This window comes from Thermomonas sp., from assembly GCF_046293095.1.
Lineage (GTDB): Bacteria > Pseudomonadota > Gammaproteobacteria > Xanthomonadales > Xanthomonadaceae > Thermomonas.
On record NZ_JBKBPN010000001.1, the window covers coordinates 448,029 to 464,374 of the forward strand.

The 16,346-nt window shown below is 69.7% G+C and carries 16 protein-coding genes; 9 read left to right on the top strand and 7 right to left on the bottom strand.

Annotated elements, in window-relative coordinates; genetic code table 11:
* Positions 1-55: 55 nt before the first annotated feature.
* On the bottom strand, positions 56-709 hold the full coding sequence (locus tag ACK4SG_RS02205) for a glycine zipper 2TM domain-containing protein (protein ID WP_409599252.1): 654 nt from the start codon (positions 707-709) through the stop codon (positions 56-58).
* A 286-nt stretch (positions 710-995) separates the two neighbouring features.
* Here ACK4SG_RS02205 and fusA point away from each other — a divergent pair, with 286 nt between their 5' ends.
* A complete protein-coding gene (fusA, locus tag ACK4SG_RS02210) occupies positions 996-3,044 on the top strand; it encodes an elongation factor G (protein ID WP_409599254.1) in 2,049 nt (682 codons plus the stop codon).
* A gap of 6 nt (positions 3,045-3,050) precedes the next feature.
* On the opposite strand, the gene ACK4SG_RS02215 is transcribed toward fusA, so the two are convergent.
* Both ACK4SG_RS02215 and ACK4SG_RS02220 read right to left on the bottom strand, forming a co-directional pair.
* A complete protein-coding gene (locus ACK4SG_RS02215; RefSeq protein ID WP_409599256.1) occupies positions 3,051-3,515 on the bottom strand; it encodes an SET domain-containing protein in 465 nt (154 codons plus the stop codon).
* 100 nt (positions 3,516-3,615) lie between these two features.
* Entirely contained in the window at positions 3,616-3,867 is a 252-nt protein-coding gene (locus ACK4SG_RS02220; RefSeq protein ID WP_409599258.1) for a hypothetical protein, read from the bottom strand.
* Between the two features lie 231 nt (positions 3,868-4,098).
* Here ACK4SG_RS02220 and ACK4SG_RS02225 point away from each other — a divergent pair, with 231 nt between their 5' ends.
* Complete coding sequence (locus ACK4SG_RS02225) at positions 4,099-5,046, top strand: alpha/beta hydrolase (protein ID WP_409599260.1); 948 nt, start codon at positions 4,099-4,101, stop codon at positions 5,044-5,046.
* Here ACK4SG_RS02225 and ACK4SG_RS02230 read toward each other — a convergent pair.
* Complete coding sequence (locus tag ACK4SG_RS02230) at positions 5,031-6,242, bottom strand: FAD-binding domain-containing protein (RefSeq protein WP_409599262.1); 1,212 nt, start codon at positions 6,240-6,242, stop codon at positions 5,031-5,033. The genes ACK4SG_RS02225 and ACK4SG_RS02230 overlap by 16 nt on opposite strands.
* On the bottom strand, positions 6,239-6,625 hold the full coding sequence (locus ACK4SG_RS02235) for a thiol-disulfide oxidoreductase DCC family protein (RefSeq protein WP_409599264.1): 387 nt from the start codon (positions 6,623-6,625) through the stop codon (positions 6,239-6,241). The genes ACK4SG_RS02230 and ACK4SG_RS02235 overlap by 4 nt, the downstream gene beginning before the upstream one ends.
* Positions 6,626-6,725: 100 nt before the next feature.
* Here ACK4SG_RS02235 and ACK4SG_RS02240 point away from each other — a divergent pair, with 100 nt between their 5' ends.
* The 6 genes from ACK4SG_RS02240 (at position 6,726) to ACK4SG_RS02265 (ending at position 12,466) form a co-directional block, all read left to right on the top strand.
* Entirely contained in the window at positions 6,726-7,187 is a 462-nt protein-coding gene (locus ACK4SG_RS02240) for a DUF3429 domain-containing protein (protein ID WP_409599266.1), read from the top strand.
* 67 nt (positions 7,188-7,254) lie between these two features.
* Positions 7,255-7,704, top strand: a complete 450-nt coding sequence (locus ACK4SG_RS02245; RefSeq protein ID WP_409599268.1) for an SUF system Fe-S cluster assembly regulator — start codon at positions 7,255-7,257, stop codon at positions 7,702-7,704.
* Positions 7,705-7,714: 10 nt separating this feature from the next.
* Positions 7,715-9,160: a Fe-S cluster assembly protein SufB gene (sufB, locus tag ACK4SG_RS02250; protein ID WP_409599270.1), complete on the top strand. Its 1,446-nt coding sequence runs from the start codon at positions 7,715-7,717 to the stop codon at positions 9,158-9,160.
* Between the two features lie 56 nt (positions 9,161-9,216).
* A complete protein-coding gene (sufC, locus tag ACK4SG_RS02255) occupies positions 9,217-9,978 on the top strand; it encodes a Fe-S cluster assembly ATPase SufC (RefSeq protein WP_409599272.1) in 762 nt (253 codons plus the stop codon).
* The gene (gene sufD, locus ACK4SG_RS02260) at positions 9,978-11,234 is read left to right on the top strand and encodes a Fe-S cluster assembly protein SufD (protein WP_409599274.1); all 1,257 of its coding nucleotides are present in this window, start codon (positions 9,978-9,980) and stop codon (positions 11,232-11,234) included. Before sufC ends, sufD begins: the two co-directional genes overlap by 1 nt.
* On the top strand, positions 11,231-12,466 hold the full coding sequence (locus ACK4SG_RS02265) for a cysteine desulfurase (protein WP_409599276.1): 1,236 nt from the start codon (positions 11,231-11,233) through the stop codon (positions 12,464-12,466). The genes sufD and ACK4SG_RS02265 overlap by 4 nt, the downstream gene beginning before the upstream one ends.
* A gap of 123 nt (positions 12,467-12,589) precedes the next feature.
* On the opposite strand, the gene ACK4SG_RS02270 is transcribed toward ACK4SG_RS02265, so the two are convergent.
* Both ACK4SG_RS02270 and ACK4SG_RS02275 read right to left on the bottom strand, forming a co-directional pair.
* Entirely contained in the window at positions 12,590-14,170 is a 1,581-nt protein-coding gene (locus ACK4SG_RS02270) for a phosphoethanolamine transferase (RefSeq protein ID WP_409599278.1), read from the bottom strand.
* 173 nt (positions 14,171-14,343) lie between these two features.
* Complete coding sequence (locus ACK4SG_RS02275; RefSeq protein ID WP_409599280.1) at positions 14,344-15,666, bottom strand: DEAD/DEAH box helicase; 1,323 nt, start codon at positions 15,664-15,666, stop codon at positions 14,344-14,346.
* 309 nt (positions 15,667-15,975) lie between these two features.
* Between ACK4SG_RS02275 and ACK4SG_RS02280 the strand changes: the two genes are divergently transcribed.
* Positions 15,976-16,323 carry a hypothetical protein gene (locus ACK4SG_RS02280; RefSeq protein WP_409599282.1) on the top strand — a complete coding sequence of 116 codons (348 nt, stop codon included), beginning with the start codon at positions 15,976-15,978 and terminating at the stop codon, positions 16,321-16,323.
* The last annotated feature ends 23 nt before the right edge of the window (positions 16,324-16,346 follow it).

Sequence of the window (16,346 nt, forward strand, 5' to 3'; positions counted from 1 at the left end):
CCCGCAAGAACGAAGGGGCCCTCGGGCCCCTTCGTGCGCTTGGCGACCTGCGCGGTCAGTCAGGCACCACCGTCACCCGCACGCGGACCCGGTCGCCGGGGTGGTAGTCCATGCGCCGGGTGTAGCGCCGGCCGTTGTATTCGTAGGTCACGTCGTAGCCCCCTGCGCGGCGGTCACCGCTGCGCACCGGCTCCGGATCGCACACCCGCACCGTCCCGCCCCGCACGTAGCGGTTGCGCTGCTGCTGGTCGTAGATCTCCCGGCCGGCGAGACCGCCGACCAGGGTGCCGACGGTCGTTGCCACGACCTGTCCACTGCCCCCGCCCACCTGGCTGCCCAGCACCGCACCGATCACGCCGCCCGCAATGGTGGCCACCGAGCGCCCGGGGCCCTCGGCGCCCGGGCGCCGCGCATCGTAACCGTCGTCGTATCGACGGGAACGGACCTCGTAGCCGTCGGGCTCGTACCGGCCCGCCGTGGTGGTGTCGTAGCAGCGCACGCCGCTGCCGGACGTGGGGCGGTCACCGTCCTCCAGCACGGGATCGACCCGGATGACCCGCGCCTCGTCGACATAGGCCTCGCCCTGCGCACTGTCGCGGTACTCGCCGTAGCCGTCGTCGTAGGGGCGGTCGTAGCGCGATTGGGCATGGGCGGTGGTACTGCCGGCGGCAAGGCCGAGAGCGAACAGGCTGGCGATGAACGGCTTCATGCGGTAATCCCCGGCGCCGGGGCAGGAAGGGACCGGCGTGGACCGAACACTGCGGCCGTGTCCTTGACGCACGGCTGAATGCCACCGCCCCGCCCCGCAGGCATTCAGCGCGCCGCCAGCCGCGCCCGTTCCACATGCGCACATGCTGCGCTGCGGCAGCCGGTGGCGCGCCGCTGCGCTAAGGTGGTTATCCGCCATGACCGCCCGCCGAGCGCCCAACGCTCCGGCGCGAAGCGCGGACAGCCATGACGCCACGTCCATTCGCACGCGAAGGAGGAACGGGCTCATGTCCTACAGCACCCCCCATATCCGCAACGTGGCCCTGGCAGGCCACCCCGGCGCCGGCAAGACCACCCTGTTCGAAGCCCTGCTGCATGCCGGCGGCGCACTCCAGACGGCAGGCACCGTCGAACGCGGCAGCACCGTGTCCGACTTCGATCCGATCGAAAAGGAACGCGGCCACTCCCTCGACGCCGCCATCGCCAGCCTCGACCGCCCCGGCCTGCATCTCAACCTGCTCGACACGCCCGGCTACCCCGACTTCCGTGGCCCGGCGCTGGCGGCGCTGGCCGCGGTCGAGATCGTGGCGGTGGTGGTCGACGCCGACACCGGCATCGCCCACGGCACCCGCCGCATGATGGCGTACGCCAGGGAACGCGGGCTGTGCAGGCTGCTGGTGGTCAACAAGATCGACCATGCCGGGGCCGACCTCGGCGCGCTGGTGGAGGCCCTGCGCGCGGAGTTCGGTCCGGAAGTGCTGCCGCTCAACCTGCCCGCCGATGGCGGCACCCGGGTGGTGGACTGCTTCGGCCGTCGCGACGGCGACAGCGACCTCGGCCCGGTGGCCGACTGGCATCAGAAGATCCTCGACCAGGTGGTGGAGATCAACGAGACGGTGATGGACCACTACCTCGACCTTGGCGAGGGCGGGCTGTCCGGGCAGGAACTGCACGACGCGTTCGAGCAATGCCTGCGCGAAGGGCACCTGGTGCCCGTGTGCTTCGTCTCCGCGCGCGCCGGCACCGGCGTCGCGGCGCTGCTGGACATCGCCGAGGCGCTACTCCCGCACCCGGGCGAGGCCAACCCGCCGCCGTTCGTGAAGGGCACGGGCGCGGAGGCCGCGCCGATCGAAGCCGCGCCCGACCCCGCCGCGCACGTGATCGCCGACGTCTTCAAGATCGTCAACGACCCCTTCGTCGGCAAGCTCGGCATCTTCCGCGTCTACCAGGGCACGGTCCGCAAGGACGCGCAGCTGTTCGTCGACGACGGCCGCAAGCCGTTCAAGGTGGCGCACCTGTTCCGGCTGCACGGCAAGGACCACGTGGAAGTGGCGCAGGCGATCCCGGGCGACATCGCCGCCGTGGCGAAGATCGAGGAGCTGCACTTCGATGCGGTCCTGCACGATTCCCACGACGAGGACCACATCCACCTTGCGCCGTTGCCGTTCCCGCGCCCCATGTTCGGACTGGCGGTGGAGCCGGCCAGCAAGGGCCAGGAACAGAAGCTGGCCACCGCCCTGCACAAGCTGGCCGAGGAGGATCCGGCCTTCGCCGTCGAATACAACGGCGAAACCAACGAAACCGTGGTGCGCGGGCTGTCCGACTTGCACCTGCGGGTGATGCTGCGCCGATTGAAGGAGCGCTTCGGCGTCGACGTCACCACCCACCCGCCGCGCATCGCCTACCGCGAGACCGTCGGCGCCGCGGCCGAGGGCCACCACCAGCACAAGAAGCAGACCGGCGGCGCCGGGCAGTTCGGCGAGGTCTTCCTGCGCATCGAACCACTGCCGCGCGGCGTCGGCTTCGAGTTCGTCGATGAGGTCAAAGGCGGCACCATCCCCGGCCAGTTCATCCCGGCGGTGGAGAAAGGCGTGCGCCAGGTGCTGGCCAGCGGCGCGATCGCCGGCTACCCCATCCAGGACGTGCGGGTGATCGTGCACGACGGCAAGCACCACCCGGTGGACAGCAAGGAAGTGGCCTTCGTCACCGCCGGCAAACGCGCCTTCCTGGACGCCATCGCCAAGGCCCAGCCGCAGGTGCTGGAACCGATCGTGGAGCTGGAAGTCAGTGCGCCCGAACACTGCATGGGCGACATCAGCGGCGGCCTGGCCGCCAAGCGTGCGCGGATCAGCGGCACCGACAGCCTGCGCGGCGGCGAGATCGTGGTGCGCGCGCAGGTGCCGCTGTCGGAGCTGGAGGGCTATGCCGCAGAACTGAAGTCCGCCACGGCCGGTCGTGGCCGCTACACGCTGGACTTCAGCCACTACGAGCCGGTGCCCGCGCAGGTGCAGCGCAAGTTGACCGAGGCCTACCGGCCCACCCCGGAGGACGATTGAGGACTGTCAGCGCTTGGGCTTGAGCATCGTGCCGGTGCAGGTCCTGGCGCCGCAGCGGCAGGCCCAGATCTTCTTCAATCGCGGCGTGTGGCGCTCGGCCAGGGTGATGCCGTAGTCGTAGGTCAGCTCTTCGCCCGGCTTGATGGCGCGGACTGCCTCGATGAACACCCGCGACTTCTTCGGGTCGGCCTCGTCCTCGACCAGCACCGCCTCGCAGTTGGGCTCGCAGCTGTGGTTGATCCAGCGGGCGTCGTTGCCCTCGAAGTTGGCGTCGATCACCCAGTCGTCATTGAGCGTGAACAGGAAGGTGTGGCCGCTTTCGATGTCGCCGCTGTCGCCCGCATCCACCTCCTCGTGGGTGCGGCGGCGGCCCTTGTATTCGATCAGGCGCTCGCCCTTCGCGATCGGCTGCGCGGCGAACACGCCGTTGCCGTGGATGGCGGATTTGCGGGTGACGATCTTCTTGGGCATCGGCGCAGGGCGGCGTGGGGAACGGCCATTGTGCCCAGCCGGACGGCCGACGTCACCGTTCGCAGCGGTGCGCTCCATGCAGTCTCGCCATCGGGCGCAATCAATGGAACAGCCACCACGCGCCACCGCTCCAGTACAGCGCCATGCCGATGCCGAACAGCGCCCAGAACAGCTTCCTGGCGCTGCGGCCCACCCGCCACAGCACGAACACGGCGGCAGCCACCAGCAGCCAGCGCAGCAGGCGCGAACGCTCCGGGCCCGGTTTGGCCGATGCTGCGCGTTCCACCAGCTCGCCCACCTTGGCCTGCAGTTGGTCGGCGAACGCGGTACGGGTGTGGGTCTGGGTGTACATGCCGCTCTCCTGCGTCCCGATTGGACGGCTTGCATTCTCCGCAGCGCCACGCGTCGCGGCAGCGCAGGTCGTCAGCCATCGGGGCTGACATCTGTCACCTGGAGACGGACACTCTGGTTGACTGGACGGCTGGCATCGGTGAACGCCACGCGTGACGGGAAATCCCGGAATGCGTCAACCGATCCGGCTGGCGATGCGTTGCCGGGCTGTCCATCCCACAGGAGTTCCGCCATGTCCCAGCGCCTCGCCTTTCCCGCTGCCCTCATCGCCCTGTGCCTGGTCGCCGCCACCAGCGCCCCGGCGCCCGCGCAGCAGCGCCTGCGCGAGCGCCTCATCCAACGCATGGAGCAGCGCGCCGGGCAGAACGACGAGGCCGGCCGCGCCGAGCGCGCAACCCCGCCGCCCGGCGCACGGGTGGAGCGCGATATCGCCTACGGCCCCGACCGCAGGCAGCGCTATGACGTCTATCTCCCGGCCCGGGTGACGCCCGGCGCGCCGATCCTGGTGATGGTGCACGGCGGCGGTTGGCGCACCGGCGACAAGGCCCTTGCCCGGGTGGTCAACAACAAGGCGGCCTGGTGGCTGGCACGCGGCGGCGTGTTCGTTTCGGTGAACAACCGTCTGGTGCCGGATGCCGACCCGCTGGAGCAGGCGCGGGACGTGGCGGCGGCGGTGGCTTCGATCCAGCAACACGCCCGGCAATGGCAGGCGGATCCGGCCAAGACGCTGCTGATGGGCCACTCGGCGGGCGCCCACCTGGTGGACCTGCTGGGCAGCAACCCCGCCCTGCTGCGCCAGGCCGGCGCGCAGCGTCCGCTGGGCGTGGTCTCGCTGGACAGCGGCGCGCTGGACGTGCCGGCGGTGATGGCGCAGAAGCGGGTGCCGTCGCTGTACCGCGATGCCTTCGGCAGTGATCCCGCGTTCTGGGCGTCGGTCTCGCCGCAGCAGCAGTTGCAACGTGACGGCCTGCCGATGCTGCTGGTGTGCTCCAGCACACGCCGCATCCCGACCCCGCCCTGCGATGAAGCGCGCAAGCTCGCCGAACACGGGCGCACGCTGGGCGTGGCGATGCAGGTGCTGCCGCAGGCGCTTTCGCACGGCGAAATCAACGATCAGCTGGGCCTGCCGTCGGCCTATACCGACGCCGTCGCCAGCTGGATCGATCAGCGGCTGCGCTGATCCCTGGTGGCCGACTGCCAGGCCTGCACCCCGGGCAGTTCTTGCGCCAATGCCAGGCCATGGGTGGCGCGGTGCCACCAGGTGGAGAATGAGGCGCAGGGATGCGCCACTTCCGGGAACAACGCTGGCGCCGGCCGCAGCAGCACCTGCGGCGGTAATGCGCCGGCGACATGGGGATCGGCCTGTGTCGCCACCGAACGCGCGCCAGCCAGCGCGCATGCCAACATGTCCCTGTCGCACTGCCACTGCACGACGGTGATCGCCTGCATCCGTGCCGACACGAACGCCAACCGCCGCCCGCTCCAGGGCCAACGGGCCAGATATTCAGCAGGCCACCAGCCAATACACACCACGTTCGGCGGCAGATCGCACGGCGGATCACCCAAGGCCCAGGGATGCACCAGCCAGATGTCGCGCCCGGTGACCCACTCCGGGTCGGGCGGCACCGCCTGCGGTGGCGCCATGCCAACCGGCGGTTCATCCACGCCCGATGCAGCCGATCCGTTCACGGCGACCGGGCTGCGGGCGATGACGTCAAGCTCCTCGTAGGACAGGTCGATCGGCGTGCCCGGACTGTGCCAGGCCGGCGGCGCATAGCGGGCGACGTTGCCGGCATTGAACAGATAGGGCTTGCGGCTGGCGGTGCCCGCCACCCACTGCCAGCTGAGGTGGTTGCTGGCCAGATCGCCGTCCAGCAGGTGGCCCAGCATCCAGTCCGCCCCCGTCCGCCAATGCACCTTGCGCAGATGGACCACGTAGCTGGCCAGCCACATCCGCGCGTGGTTGTGCAGGTAGCCGGTGGCATAGAGGGTGCGCACCGCCTGATCAATGGCGGGCACGCCGGTCGCACCGGCTCGCAGGTCCGCGGGCAGCACGCGGGCGTAGGCATCCTCCGGCAGCGGCCCAGGATGGAGCGATTGCAGGATGCCCTCACCGCGGTATGCCCAGACATGCCGGAAGTAGGCGCGCCAGCCGAGCTCGAACACGAACTTGTGCTGCACGCGCAGTGGATGGCGCTGCAGCACGCCGGCCAGGACTTCCGGCAGGCTGACGAAACCGTGGGTGAGATACGGCGACAGCCGGGTGACCGCGCCATCCAGAGCATTGCGGGTGCGTGCGTAGTCGTCAGGACGCACCGCGGCGATGCGTGCCAACGCCGCGTCGCGCGTGGGCGGGAACAGGCCAGCCGCAGTCATGTGGCAGGCGGTGCTGGCCTGCTGCCGCGCCAGAGTGGGCGCAGACGCAGGAACAGGCGGTATACCGCCTCCAGCACGCGCAAGCGCCAACCCGTGCCGACCAGACGGCCAAGCCATGCCCAGCGGGGCAGCTGCCGCCACAACCCGGCGAACGCCTCGGCCCCATCCAGCAGACGGCCATCGGGCAGGCGCAGGTGCAGGCGCGTCAGCGCGGCCTCGCGGGTCAGGCCGGGACCCAATCGAGCCGTATCGCAGCCGGTCACATCCACCCACTCGATGCCCTCGGCACCGGGCTGGCGGCGGTACATCGCGATCTCACGCGTGCAGACCGGGCAGGCACCGTCGAAGTACAGGGTCGGTTTGGACGTCGCGTTGGAATCCATGCCGTTGTTACGAAACACCCGTGCCCCCGGATGCGACCCGTCGCAACCGATCCGACGCTTCGTCCGTATCGCCCCACAGGATTCCCGGACATGCGCCGCTATGCTCGCTCCTTCACGCAAACCGCCCCGCCTGGTGGCCCTGCTGGGCTACGGCGGTCTGGTCCCGTTTGTTGGCTTGGCCGTGCTGGCCCGGCTCGACCCCGCGCGGCAGGCGCACTGGTCGGCGGCGCTGCTGGACTATGGCGCGGTGATCCTGGCCTTCGTGGGCGCCCTGCACTGGGCCTTGGCCATGCAGGCGCCCGGCCTGCCGCAGGCCCGCCGTGCGCAGGCCTATGCCTGGAGCGTGGTGCCGGCCCTGCTGGGCTGGGTGGCCCTGCAGCTGACCGCGCCGGCCGGCGCCCTGCTGCTGGTGACAGGCTTCATCCTGCACCTCGGCGCAGACCGCCACCTTGCGGGGCGGATGCCACTGCCGGCCTGGTATCTGCCGCTGCGCCTGCAGCTGACCGCCGTCGCCGGCCTCTGCCTGCTGGTGGACGTCTGGCGAAGCGCCGGCGCCGCCTGAGCGCCGCACTTGGCCGGGACGGCGCGAAACCGTACAATTCCGGTACGCATTCAAGCCTTCCAGTGCCATGCTCCGCGTCACCAAGCTCACCGACTACGCCACCGTTGTCCTGACCGTGCTCGCCGCGCGCCCGGACGCCGTGCTCAGCGCACCGGAGCTGGCCGACCACGCCGGGCTGGAAGCGCCGACCGTCGCCAAGGTGCTGAAGCCGCTGGCGGCCGCCGGGCTGGTGGCCGGCTTCCGCGGCGCCAACGGCGGCTACCGGCTGGCGCGGCCGGCGGCGGAGATCACCCTGGTTGAGATCGTCGAGGCGATGGAAGGCCCGCTGGCGATGACCGAATGCAGCGTGCACGACGGCCAGTGCGGCATCGAGCACAGCTGCGGCGTGCGCGCCAACTGGCGCCGCATCAACGACGTGGTGGCCGACGCGCTGGGCAGCGTGACCCTGGCGCAGATGCTGCAACCGCCCGCGCGCCCGTCGCGCGGGCGCATCGCCGTGCGCCTGGCGCAGGCCTGAGGACTTCACCATGACCGAACCGCAGAACGCCCAGATCCATGCGCAGCTGGGGCGCAAGTACGACGCCGGCTTCATCACCGACATCGAGACCGACTCGCTACCGCCCGGCCTGTCCGAAGACATCATCCGCGCGCTCTCGGCCAAGAAGCACGAGCCGGAGTGGATGACCGAGTGGCGCCTGGCCGCCTACCGCCACTTCCTGACCATGACCCAGCCCGACTGGGCCAAGCTGAAGATCGGCCCGATCGATCTGCAGGCGCTGAGCTACTACAGCGCGCCGAAGGGCCCGAAATACCAGTCGCTGGACGAAGTTCCGAAAGAGCTGCTGGACACCTACGACAAGCTCGGCGTGCCGCTGCACGAGCGCGCCAAGCTGGCCGGCGTGGCGGTGGATGCGGTGTTCGACTCGGTCAGCGTGGGCACCACCTTCCGCAAGGAACTGGCCAAGCGCGGCATCATTTTCTGCTCGATGAGCGAGGCCATCCGCGAGCATCCCGAGCTGGTTCGCCAGTATCTGGGCAGCGTGGTGCCGGTGAGCGACAACTACTTTGCCGCCCTCAACTCGGCGGTGTTCTCCGATGGCAGTTTCGTCTACATCCCCAAGGGCGTGCGCTGCCCGATGGAGCTGTCCACCTACTTCCGCATCAACGCCGGCCACACCGGCCAGTTCGAGCGCACGCTCATCGTGTGCGAGGACGGCGCCTACGTCAGCTACCTCGAAGGCTGCACGGCGCCGATGCGCGACGAGAACCAGCTGCATGCGGCAGTGGTGGAGCTGGTGGCGCTGGACGATGCCGAGATCAAGTACAGCACCGTGCAGAACTGGTACCCCGGCGACGAGAACGGCGTCGGTGGCATCTACAACTTCGTCACCAAGCGTGCGGAATGCCGCGGCGCGCGCAGCAAAGTGACCTGGACGCAGGTGGAGACCGGCAGCGCGATCACCTGGAAGTACCCCAGCTGCGTGCTGGTGGGCGACGATTCGGTGGGTGAGTTCCACTCGGTCGCACTGACCCACCACTACCAGCAGGCCGACACCGGCACCAAGATGATCCACCTCGGCAAGCGCACCAAGTCGAAGATCGTCAGCAAGGGCATCAGCGCGGGCCGCGGGCAGAACAGCTACCGCGGGCTGGTGAAGGTGGCGGCCTCCGCCGAGGGCGCGCGCAACCACACCCAGTGCGATTCCCTGCTGATCGGCAAGACCTGCGGCGCGCACACCTTCCCCTACATCGAGGTGAAGAACCCCACCGCCACCGTCGAGCACGAAGCCACCACCTCCAAGATCAGCGACGACCAGCTGTTCTACTGCCGCAGCCGTGGCATCGGCGAGGAGGACGCGGTGTCGATGATCGTGGACGGCTTCTGCAAGTCGGTGTTCCGCGAGTTGCCGATGGAGTTCGCCGTGGAAGCCAAGAAACTGCTGGACGTGTCGCTGGAAGGCGCGGTCGGCTGAGCCCTGCAAGCGTGCGCCGCGATGGCCGCACGGAACGAACCGGATTGGAAACCACCATGCTGAAGATCGACAACCTCCACGCCCGCGTCGCCGGCAAGGATATCCTCAAAGGCCTGTCGCTCGAAGTGAAGGCGGGCGAAGTGCACGCCATCATGGGCCCGAACGGCGCTGGCAAATCCACGCTGGGCAACATCCTGGCCGGGCGCGAGGGCTATGAGGTCACCGCCGGAAGCGTGACCTTCGAAGGCCGGAACCTGCTTGAACTGGAGCCGGAAGAACGCGCCGCCGCCGGCGTGTTCCTGGCCTTCCAGTACCCGGTGGAAATCCCCGGCGTCAACAACACCTATTTCCTGCGCGCCGCCTACAACGCGCAGCGCAAGACCCGTGGCGAGCCGGAGCTGGACTCGATGCAGTTCCTGAAGAAGGTCCGCGAAAAACTCGCCGTGCTGCACCTGAAGGACGAGCTGCTGCACCGCGGCGTCAACGAAGGCTTCAGCGGCGGCGAGAAGAAGCGCAACGAGATCTTCCAGATGGCCCTGCTGGAACCAAAGCTGGCCATCCTGGACGAAACCGATTCCGGCCTGGACATCGACGCGCTGAAGGCGGTGGCCGACGGCGTCAACGCACAGCGCTCGCCCGACCGCGCGTTCATCGTCATCACCCACTACCAGCGCCTGCTGGACTACATCAAGCCGGACGTGGTGCATGTGCTGGCCGACGGCCGCATCGCCGAAACCGGCGGCCCCGAACTGGCGCTGGAGCTGGAAGCCCACGGCTACGACTGGATCCGCCAGCGCACCGGGCCGGAGGCGGCGTGATGAGCGCCCTGCTCGAATCGTTGGCCGCCGGCTTCGACGGCGACGCCACCCGGCGCGCGCTGCTGGACGAGGTGCTGCGCGACGGCCTGCCAGCGCGCGCAGAAGCGTGGAAGTACACCTCGCTGCGCGCGCTGGAGCGCCGCCACTTCGGCGCAGCGCAGGCGGTGGCAGTCGATCCCGCGCTGCTGGCGGACATCCCGGCGCCGCGTCTGGTGTTCGTCAATGGCCGGCTCGATGCCACCCTGAGCGATCTGTCCGGGCTGCCTGTCGGGGCCGACGTGCAGCCGCTGTCCCGGCTGCTGGGCGGTAACGATGCGCGGGCGGTCAATTTCCTCGCCCGCCGCTATGCCCGCCCCGACGAGCCCTTCGCCCGTCTGAATGCCGCACTGGCGCGCGAGGGCGCTGTCGTCCGCGTGGACGCTGGCGTCGACGTCCAGGCCCCGCTGCACCTCGTGTCCGTGGGCGCACCGCAGGACGGCGACGCCGCCTGGCACCTGCGCCATTTCATCGAACTGCGCGAAGGCGCGCGGCTGTCGCTGGTGGAACACGAACGCGCCGCCGGCGAACACGCCCACCTCGGTAATGTCCTCCTGCACGCCCATGTGGCAAAGACGGCGCGGTTGGCGCATGTGCGCCTGCAGGACGCCGCGCCGCGCGCCACCCTGTTCGCCCGCACCGACGCGGTGCTGGCGCGGGAGGCGACCTATGCGCGCACCGATCTGGAACTGGGCGCCGCCCTGGCGCGGCACGAACTGAATGCCAGGCTGGAAGGCGACGGCGCGGCGCTGCAGGCCGACGGCGTGCTGCTGGCCGACGGGCGCCGCCACGTGGACACCCGCCTGGGCATCGACCACATCGCCCGCGACACCCGCTGCGGCCTGACCTGGCGCGGCCTGGCCGGCCAGCGCGGGCGGGCGGTCTTCCACGGTGGCATCACCATCCATGCGGGCGCGGACGGCACCGAGGCCGACCTGTCCAACAAGAACCTGCTGCTGTCCGCCGACGCCGAGATCGACACCCAGCCGGTGCTGGTGATCCATGCCGACGAGGTGAAGGCCGCGCACGGCGCCACCGTCGGCCAGCTCGACCCGACCGCGCTGTTCTACCTGCGTTCGCGCGGCCTGCCGGAGCCGCAGGCCCGCGCGCTGCTCACCGGCGCGTTCTGCCGCGAGGTGGTGGGCGGGATCGCCGACGCCGCCACCCGGGCGCTGTGCGATGCCGCGCTGGATCGCGCGCTGGCGCGGCTGGGCGCATGACCGTGGAAGCCGCCAGCACCATCGACTGGGCCCGCATCCGCGGCGATTTCCCGCTGCTGCAGCGCAGCGTGCACGGCAAGCCGCTGATCTATCTGGATTCGGCCAACACCGCGCAGAAACCGGCGGCGGTGATCGCAGCCGTGGACACGTTCTATCGGCAGCACAACGCCAACGTCAGCCGGGCGGTGCACCAACTGGGCAGCGAAGCCACCGAGGCCTACGAGGGCGCGCGACGCACACTGGCCGACTTCCTCCACGTGCGTGCCGACGAGCTGGTGCTGTGCAGCGGCACCACCTTCGCGCTCAACCTGGTGGCCTACGCGTGGGCACTGCCGCGGCTGCAGCCGGGCGATGTCATCCTGGTCACGCGGATGGAGCACCACGCCAACATCGTGCCCTGGCAGCTGGTGGCGCAGCGCACCGGCGCGACGCTCCGCGTGGCCGAACTGCGGCCGGACGGCAGCCTGGATCTCGATGCGCTGTGGGCCGCGATGACCCCGGAAGTGAAGCTGCTGGCGGTGGCCCACGTCAGCAACGTGCTGGGCACCGTCAATCCGGTGGCGGCCATCTGCCGGGAAGCAGCGCGCCGCGGCATCGTCAGCGTGGTCGATGGCTCGCAGGCCGTTCCCCACATGCCGGTGGACATCGCCGCAATCGGCTGCGACTTCTACGCGGCCACCGGCCACAAGCTGTGCGGGCCGACCGGCACCGGGCTGTTGTGGGCGAAGCGCGAGCACCTGCAAGCGATGCCACCGTTCCTCGGTGGCGGCGAGATGATCAAGGAAGTGCGCTTCGACGGCACCGTGTTCAACGATCCGCCGCACAAGTTCGAGGCGGGCACGCCCAACATCGCCGGCTTTGTAGGGCTTGGAGCCGCCGTGGACTACCTGTCCGCGATCGGCATGGACGCCATCCACCAACGCGAGTCCGAACTGCTGGCACACGCCACCGAAGTGCTGGCACAGATCGATGGCCTGCGCATCCACGGCACCGCGCCCGACAAGGCGGCGGTGATCAGCTTCTCGATCGACGGCATCCACTCGCACGACCTGGCCACGCTGCTTGATCTCGAAGGCGTAGCCGTGCGCTCGGGCCAGCACTGCGCGCATCCGCTGCTGCAGTGGTTAGGCGTGGGCACCACCTGCCGCGCATCGTTGGCGTTCTACAACACGCACGACGAAATCGATGCGTTCGTGGCGGCGCTGCACAAGGTCAAGCGCCTCCTGACATGAAAAACCCGCGCTGCAGGTCGCAGCGCGGGCTTCGAACTGCCTGGCCGGGTGAGCCGGAATCAGGGCTTGAGCACCACCTTGACGCTGCCATCCACGGCACCGTTGCTGATGTAGCCGACGGGCTCAACGTCCCCGGCAGCCCGCAAGCAGATCGCGGTCGCGGCGGTACACCGAGGTGCGGACATCGAACACACCCAGCACGGTCGAGAACAGGGCGTCATGGCTGGCCGGCTGCTTCGCCGCCTGGCGCAGGCAGGCCAGGTCCAGGCCTTCGTCGGCCACGAACCCCGGTGACATCCACAGGGTCATCGGGACGTGCAGCTGCGCGCGCGGGGCGATGGAATACGGGGCACCATGCAGGTACAGGCCGTACTCACCCAGCGATTCGCCGTGGTCGGAGACGTACAGCATCGCCGTGTCGCGGCCACTCTGCGCGGCCAGCAGGTCAACCAGCTGCCCCAGCACCGCATCGGTGTAGAGGATGGCGTTGTCATAGGCGTTGACGATCTGCTGCTTTGAGCAGCGGCTCAGCTCGGCGGTCTTGCAGACCGGCTGCCAGCGCTCGAACCGCGGCGGGTAGCGTTCGAAGTAGTTCGGCCCGTGGTTGCCCAGCATGTGCAGCACCACCAGCGCATCGCCCTGGGCTGCATCGAACTCGCGCTGCAATCCCGCCAGCAGGATCTCGTCGAAGCAGCGCCCGCCCGAGCACAGCGCCGGCGCGTCGGCCGGCCCCATGGTATGCGAGCTCACCCGCACGCAGGTGCCCTTGCAGCCCGACTGGTTGTCGCGCCAGAGCACGCGGACGCCGGCGCGGGCGGCGACGTCCAGCACGGACTCGTGGTTGCGGATGGAATCGCGATCGTACCGCTCGCGGCCGAACGGCGAGAACATGCACGGCAGCGAGACTTCGGTGCTGGTGCCGCAGGCGGTGGTGTCGGGGAAGTTCACCGCGTCGCGTGCGGCCAGCTCGGGCGTGGTCTGGCGGGCATAACCGTTCAGGCCCCAGTGGTCGCCGCGCACGGTTTCGCCGACCACCAGCACCAGCAACCTCGGCTTGCGGGCCAGCGCTTCCGGCGGGCGCCGCGCATCGGTACCCACCGGTACCACCGGCCCACCCGCCTTCTTCGATGGCTTCAACGCGTTGACCAGCGAGACGATGTAATTTGCCGGCGTGATCTTGTAGCGCAGCGCAGGATCGCGGCGCACTAGCGTGAACACGCCCTGCGAGGACGCACCCAGCGCACCGCCGGCCAGCAGCGCCATTGCCAGCACGAAGCCACCCCGCACCAGCAGGGCACGCCGCCACGTGCGGCGCACTGGACGCGTCAGCAGCACCAGCACCGCAGGCAGCACGCCCAGCAGGACGATGTGCAGGATCAGCCGGACCGAGAGCAGCTCCCGGCTCTCAGCCATGTCGGTATTGAGGACATTGCGGATCATCTCCGCATCGAAGACCACCGCGTAGCGGGTCATGTACCAGTGGGCCGAGGCGGTCACCACCAGCAGCAGCGCCAGCAGGGGGCGGGCCAGACGTCCCCAGCACAACAGGCCGAACAGCAGCGCGTGCAGCGCGAATACCGCAACGCCCAGGGACAGCAGCACGCGAAGGCTGCCGTCACCGGCCCGGACAGCGGCCCACAGCGGGCCGTTCATCACCAGCACGAACCAGGCGCACACCAGTGCGATCAGCGCTTCCGTCGACATCACAGGGCGCCACCAGGGGCCCTTGTCGGGGGCCCGCATGCCCGTGTCACGCCAAGATTTCGCCACGCCGGCCTCCGCCTACGGTCATCGAATGGATGTGGGGCGCGCGACAGTAGCACCCGCCACGGCCCACGCCCAGCGGGGACGCCGCCGGGCGCGGAGAAATGCCACGATCAGAGCGGGCGGGCGTCCCGGCGCATACCGCCCTGCCGGCCGCCACGCTGCCCATCGCGCGGCTGCTTGGGGCCGGCATGCGCGTGCGCCTCGGGGGCGCGCGGCTTGCCGTGCGGGCGGCGGTTGCGCGACGGCCGCGGTGCACGCGGGCCGTTGTCGAACGGCTTGGCGTCGTTGCGGATGGCGCGGCTGGGCTCGAAGCCCGGCACCACTTCCATCGTGATGTCACGGCCCAGCAGCTTCTGGATCTGGCGCAGCAGGTGCGCTTCGTCCGGCGACACCAGCGAGATCGCCTCGCCGGTCGCGCCGTTGCGGCCGGTGCGGCCGATGCGGTGCACGTAGTCCTCGGCCACCATCGGCAGGTCGTGGTTGATGACCAGCGGCAGGTCGGGGATGTCGAGGCCACGCGCGGCCACGTCGGTCGCGACCAGGATGCGGGTCTTGCCGCTCTTGAACTCGTTCAGCGCCTTCTGGCGTGCGGCCTGGCTCTTGTTGCCATGGATCGCCAGCGCCGGCAGGCCGGCCTTCTCCAGCTGCTCCGCCAGGCGGTTGCACCCGTGCTTGGTCTTGCCGAACACCAGCACCTGCTCGGTGTGGCGGCGGGCCAGGATCTCGACCAGCAGGTCGCGCTTGGCGGCGCCGTCCACCGGGTGCGCGCGATGGGCGATGGTCTGCGCCACCGTGTTCTGGGCGGCCACCTGCACTTCACGCGGATCCTTCAGGAACTCCAGCGCCAGCGCCTTGATGCGCGGCTCGAAGGTCGCGGAGAACAGCAGCGTCTGGCGCTGCTTGGGCACGCGGTTGACGATGCGCTTGATCGCCGGCAGGAAGCCCATGTCCAGCATGCGGTCGGCTTCGTCCAGCACCAGCACCTCGACGCCGTCCAGCTTCACGCTGCCGCGGTCCAGGTGGTCGATCAGGCGGCCCGGGCAGGCCACCAGCACGTCCACGCCACGGCGCAGCTGCTCGATCTGCGGCTGCATGCCGACGCCACCGAACAGGGTGGTCACGTTTAACCGCAGGTGGCGGCCGTAGGTCTTGAAGCTGTCGGCGACCTGCACCGCCAGCTCGCGGGTGGGCACCAGCACCAGCGCGCGCGGCTTGCGTGGGCCGGCCGGCGGGGTTTCCTTGGACAGGCGGTTGAGAACCGGCAGCGCGAACGCGGCGGTCTTGCCGGTGCCCGTCTGGGCACCGCCCAGCACGTCGTGGCCGGCCAGCACCAGCGGGATCGCCTGGGCCTGGATGGGGGTGGGAACGGTGTATTCGTTGTCGGCAAGCGCACGCAGCAACGCGGGCGCAAGGCCCAGGGATTCGAACGACATGGAGGAACTCCTTGTGACCCGCAGGTGCGGGACGGCCCGGGCGTTCCTGTTGAACCGCGCCGCAGGCAGACGATGGCACGACGCCGGTGATCCGGGCCGTGTCTGCGCGACGAAAGGCGTACGGGGAAGAAAGCCGCGGAAGCGGCCGGCTTGATCAGGAAAAACGCACCTTCCTTCGGAGGAAAGGCGATCAGCCGTGCGCAGAACAGACGCGATTGTACGCGAAACGGGCAGGCATGCCGCCTGCCCCCTTCCGCCGTTCAGCCTGGCGTGACAGTCTTGCGGCTTCCATCCATACGCGCGATCCGCATGAAACTCGAAGTCCGCCTTGCCCAATGGCTGCTGGCCGCCGTGTTTTTCGTCGCCGGGGGCTTCCGCCTGTGGCAAGCCCTGCATGGCACCCCGACCAGCGATACCACCCTGTTGCTGAGCACGGCCGAGATGCTGCTGGGCGTGCTGCTGGCCGCTGGCTGGCAACTGCGCGCGGTAGCGCTGTTCGCCGCCCTGGCCCTGCTGGTCGATGCGGCGCTGTCGCACCCGTTCTGGAACGCCCGCGGTGGCGCGCTGGCGGCCCAACTGCTGCAGTTCATGAAGAACATGGGCCTGGTGGGCGGCCTGGTCCTGCTGTCCGGCGCCGGCGGTGCCAAGCGGCGCTGAGCCGCCACCCGCCTTCCGCCCCG

What these genes read in the sequence shown, in the direction of transcription:
- ACK4SG_RS02205 (WP_409599252.1), bottom strand. Translation starts at nt 709, where the DNA reads ATGAAGCCGTTCATCGCCAGCCTGTTCGCTCTCGGCCTTGCCGCCGGC.
- fusA (WP_409599254.1), top strand. Translation starts at nt 996, where the DNA reads ATGTCCTACAGCACCCCCCATATCCGCAACGTGGCCCTGGCAGGCCAC.
- ACK4SG_RS02215 (WP_409599256.1), bottom strand. Translation starts at nt 3,515, where the DNA reads ATGCCCAAGAAGATCGTCACCCGCAAATCCGCCATCCACGGCAACGGC.
- ACK4SG_RS02220 (WP_409599258.1), bottom strand. Translation starts at nt 3,867, where the DNA reads ATGTACACCCAGACCCACACCCGTACCGCGTTCGCCGACCAACTGCAG.
- ACK4SG_RS02225 (WP_409599260.1), top strand. Translation starts at nt 4,099, where the DNA reads ATGTCCCAGCGCCTCGCCTTTCCCGCTGCCCTCATCGCCCTGTGCCTG.
- ACK4SG_RS02230 (WP_409599262.1), bottom strand. Translation starts at nt 6,242, where the DNA reads ATGACTGCGGCTGGCCTGTTCCCGCCCACGCGCGACGCGGCGTTGGCA.
- ACK4SG_RS02235 (WP_409599264.1), bottom strand. Translation starts at nt 6,625, where the DNA reads ATGGATTCCAACGCGACGTCCAAACCGACCCTGTACTTCGACGGTGCC.
- ACK4SG_RS02240 (WP_409599266.1), top strand. Translation starts at nt 6,726, where the DNA reads ATGCTCGCTCCTTCACGCAAACCGCCCCGCCTGGTGGCCCTGCTGGGC.
- ACK4SG_RS02245 (WP_409599268.1), top strand. Translation starts at nt 7,255, where the DNA reads ATGCTCCGCGTCACCAAGCTCACCGACTACGCCACCGTTGTCCTGACC.
- sufB (WP_409599270.1), top strand. Translation starts at nt 7,715, where the DNA reads ATGACCGAACCGCAGAACGCCCAGATCCATGCGCAGCTGGGGCGCAAG.
- sufC (WP_409599272.1), top strand. Translation starts at nt 9,217, where the DNA reads ATGCTGAAGATCGACAACCTCCACGCCCGCGTCGCCGGCAAGGATATC.
- sufD (WP_409599274.1), top strand. Translation starts at nt 9,978, where the DNA reads ATGAGCGCCCTGCTCGAATCGTTGGCCGCCGGCTTCGACGGCGACGCC.
- ACK4SG_RS02265 (WP_409599276.1), top strand. Translation starts at nt 11,231, where the DNA reads ATGACCGTGGAAGCCGCCAGCACCATCGACTGGGCCCGCATCCGCGGC.
- ACK4SG_RS02270 (WP_409599278.1), bottom strand. Translation starts at nt 14,170, where the DNA reads ATGTCGACGGAAGCGCTGATCGCACTGGTGTGCGCCTGGTTCGTGCTG.
- ACK4SG_RS02275 (WP_409599280.1), bottom strand. Translation starts at nt 15,666, where the DNA reads ATGTCGTTCGAATCCCTGGGCCTTGCGCCCGCGTTGCTGCGTGCGCTT.
- ACK4SG_RS02280 (WP_409599282.1), top strand. Translation starts at nt 15,976, where the DNA reads ATGAAACTCGAAGTCCGCCTTGCCCAATGGCTGCTGGCCGCCGTGTTT.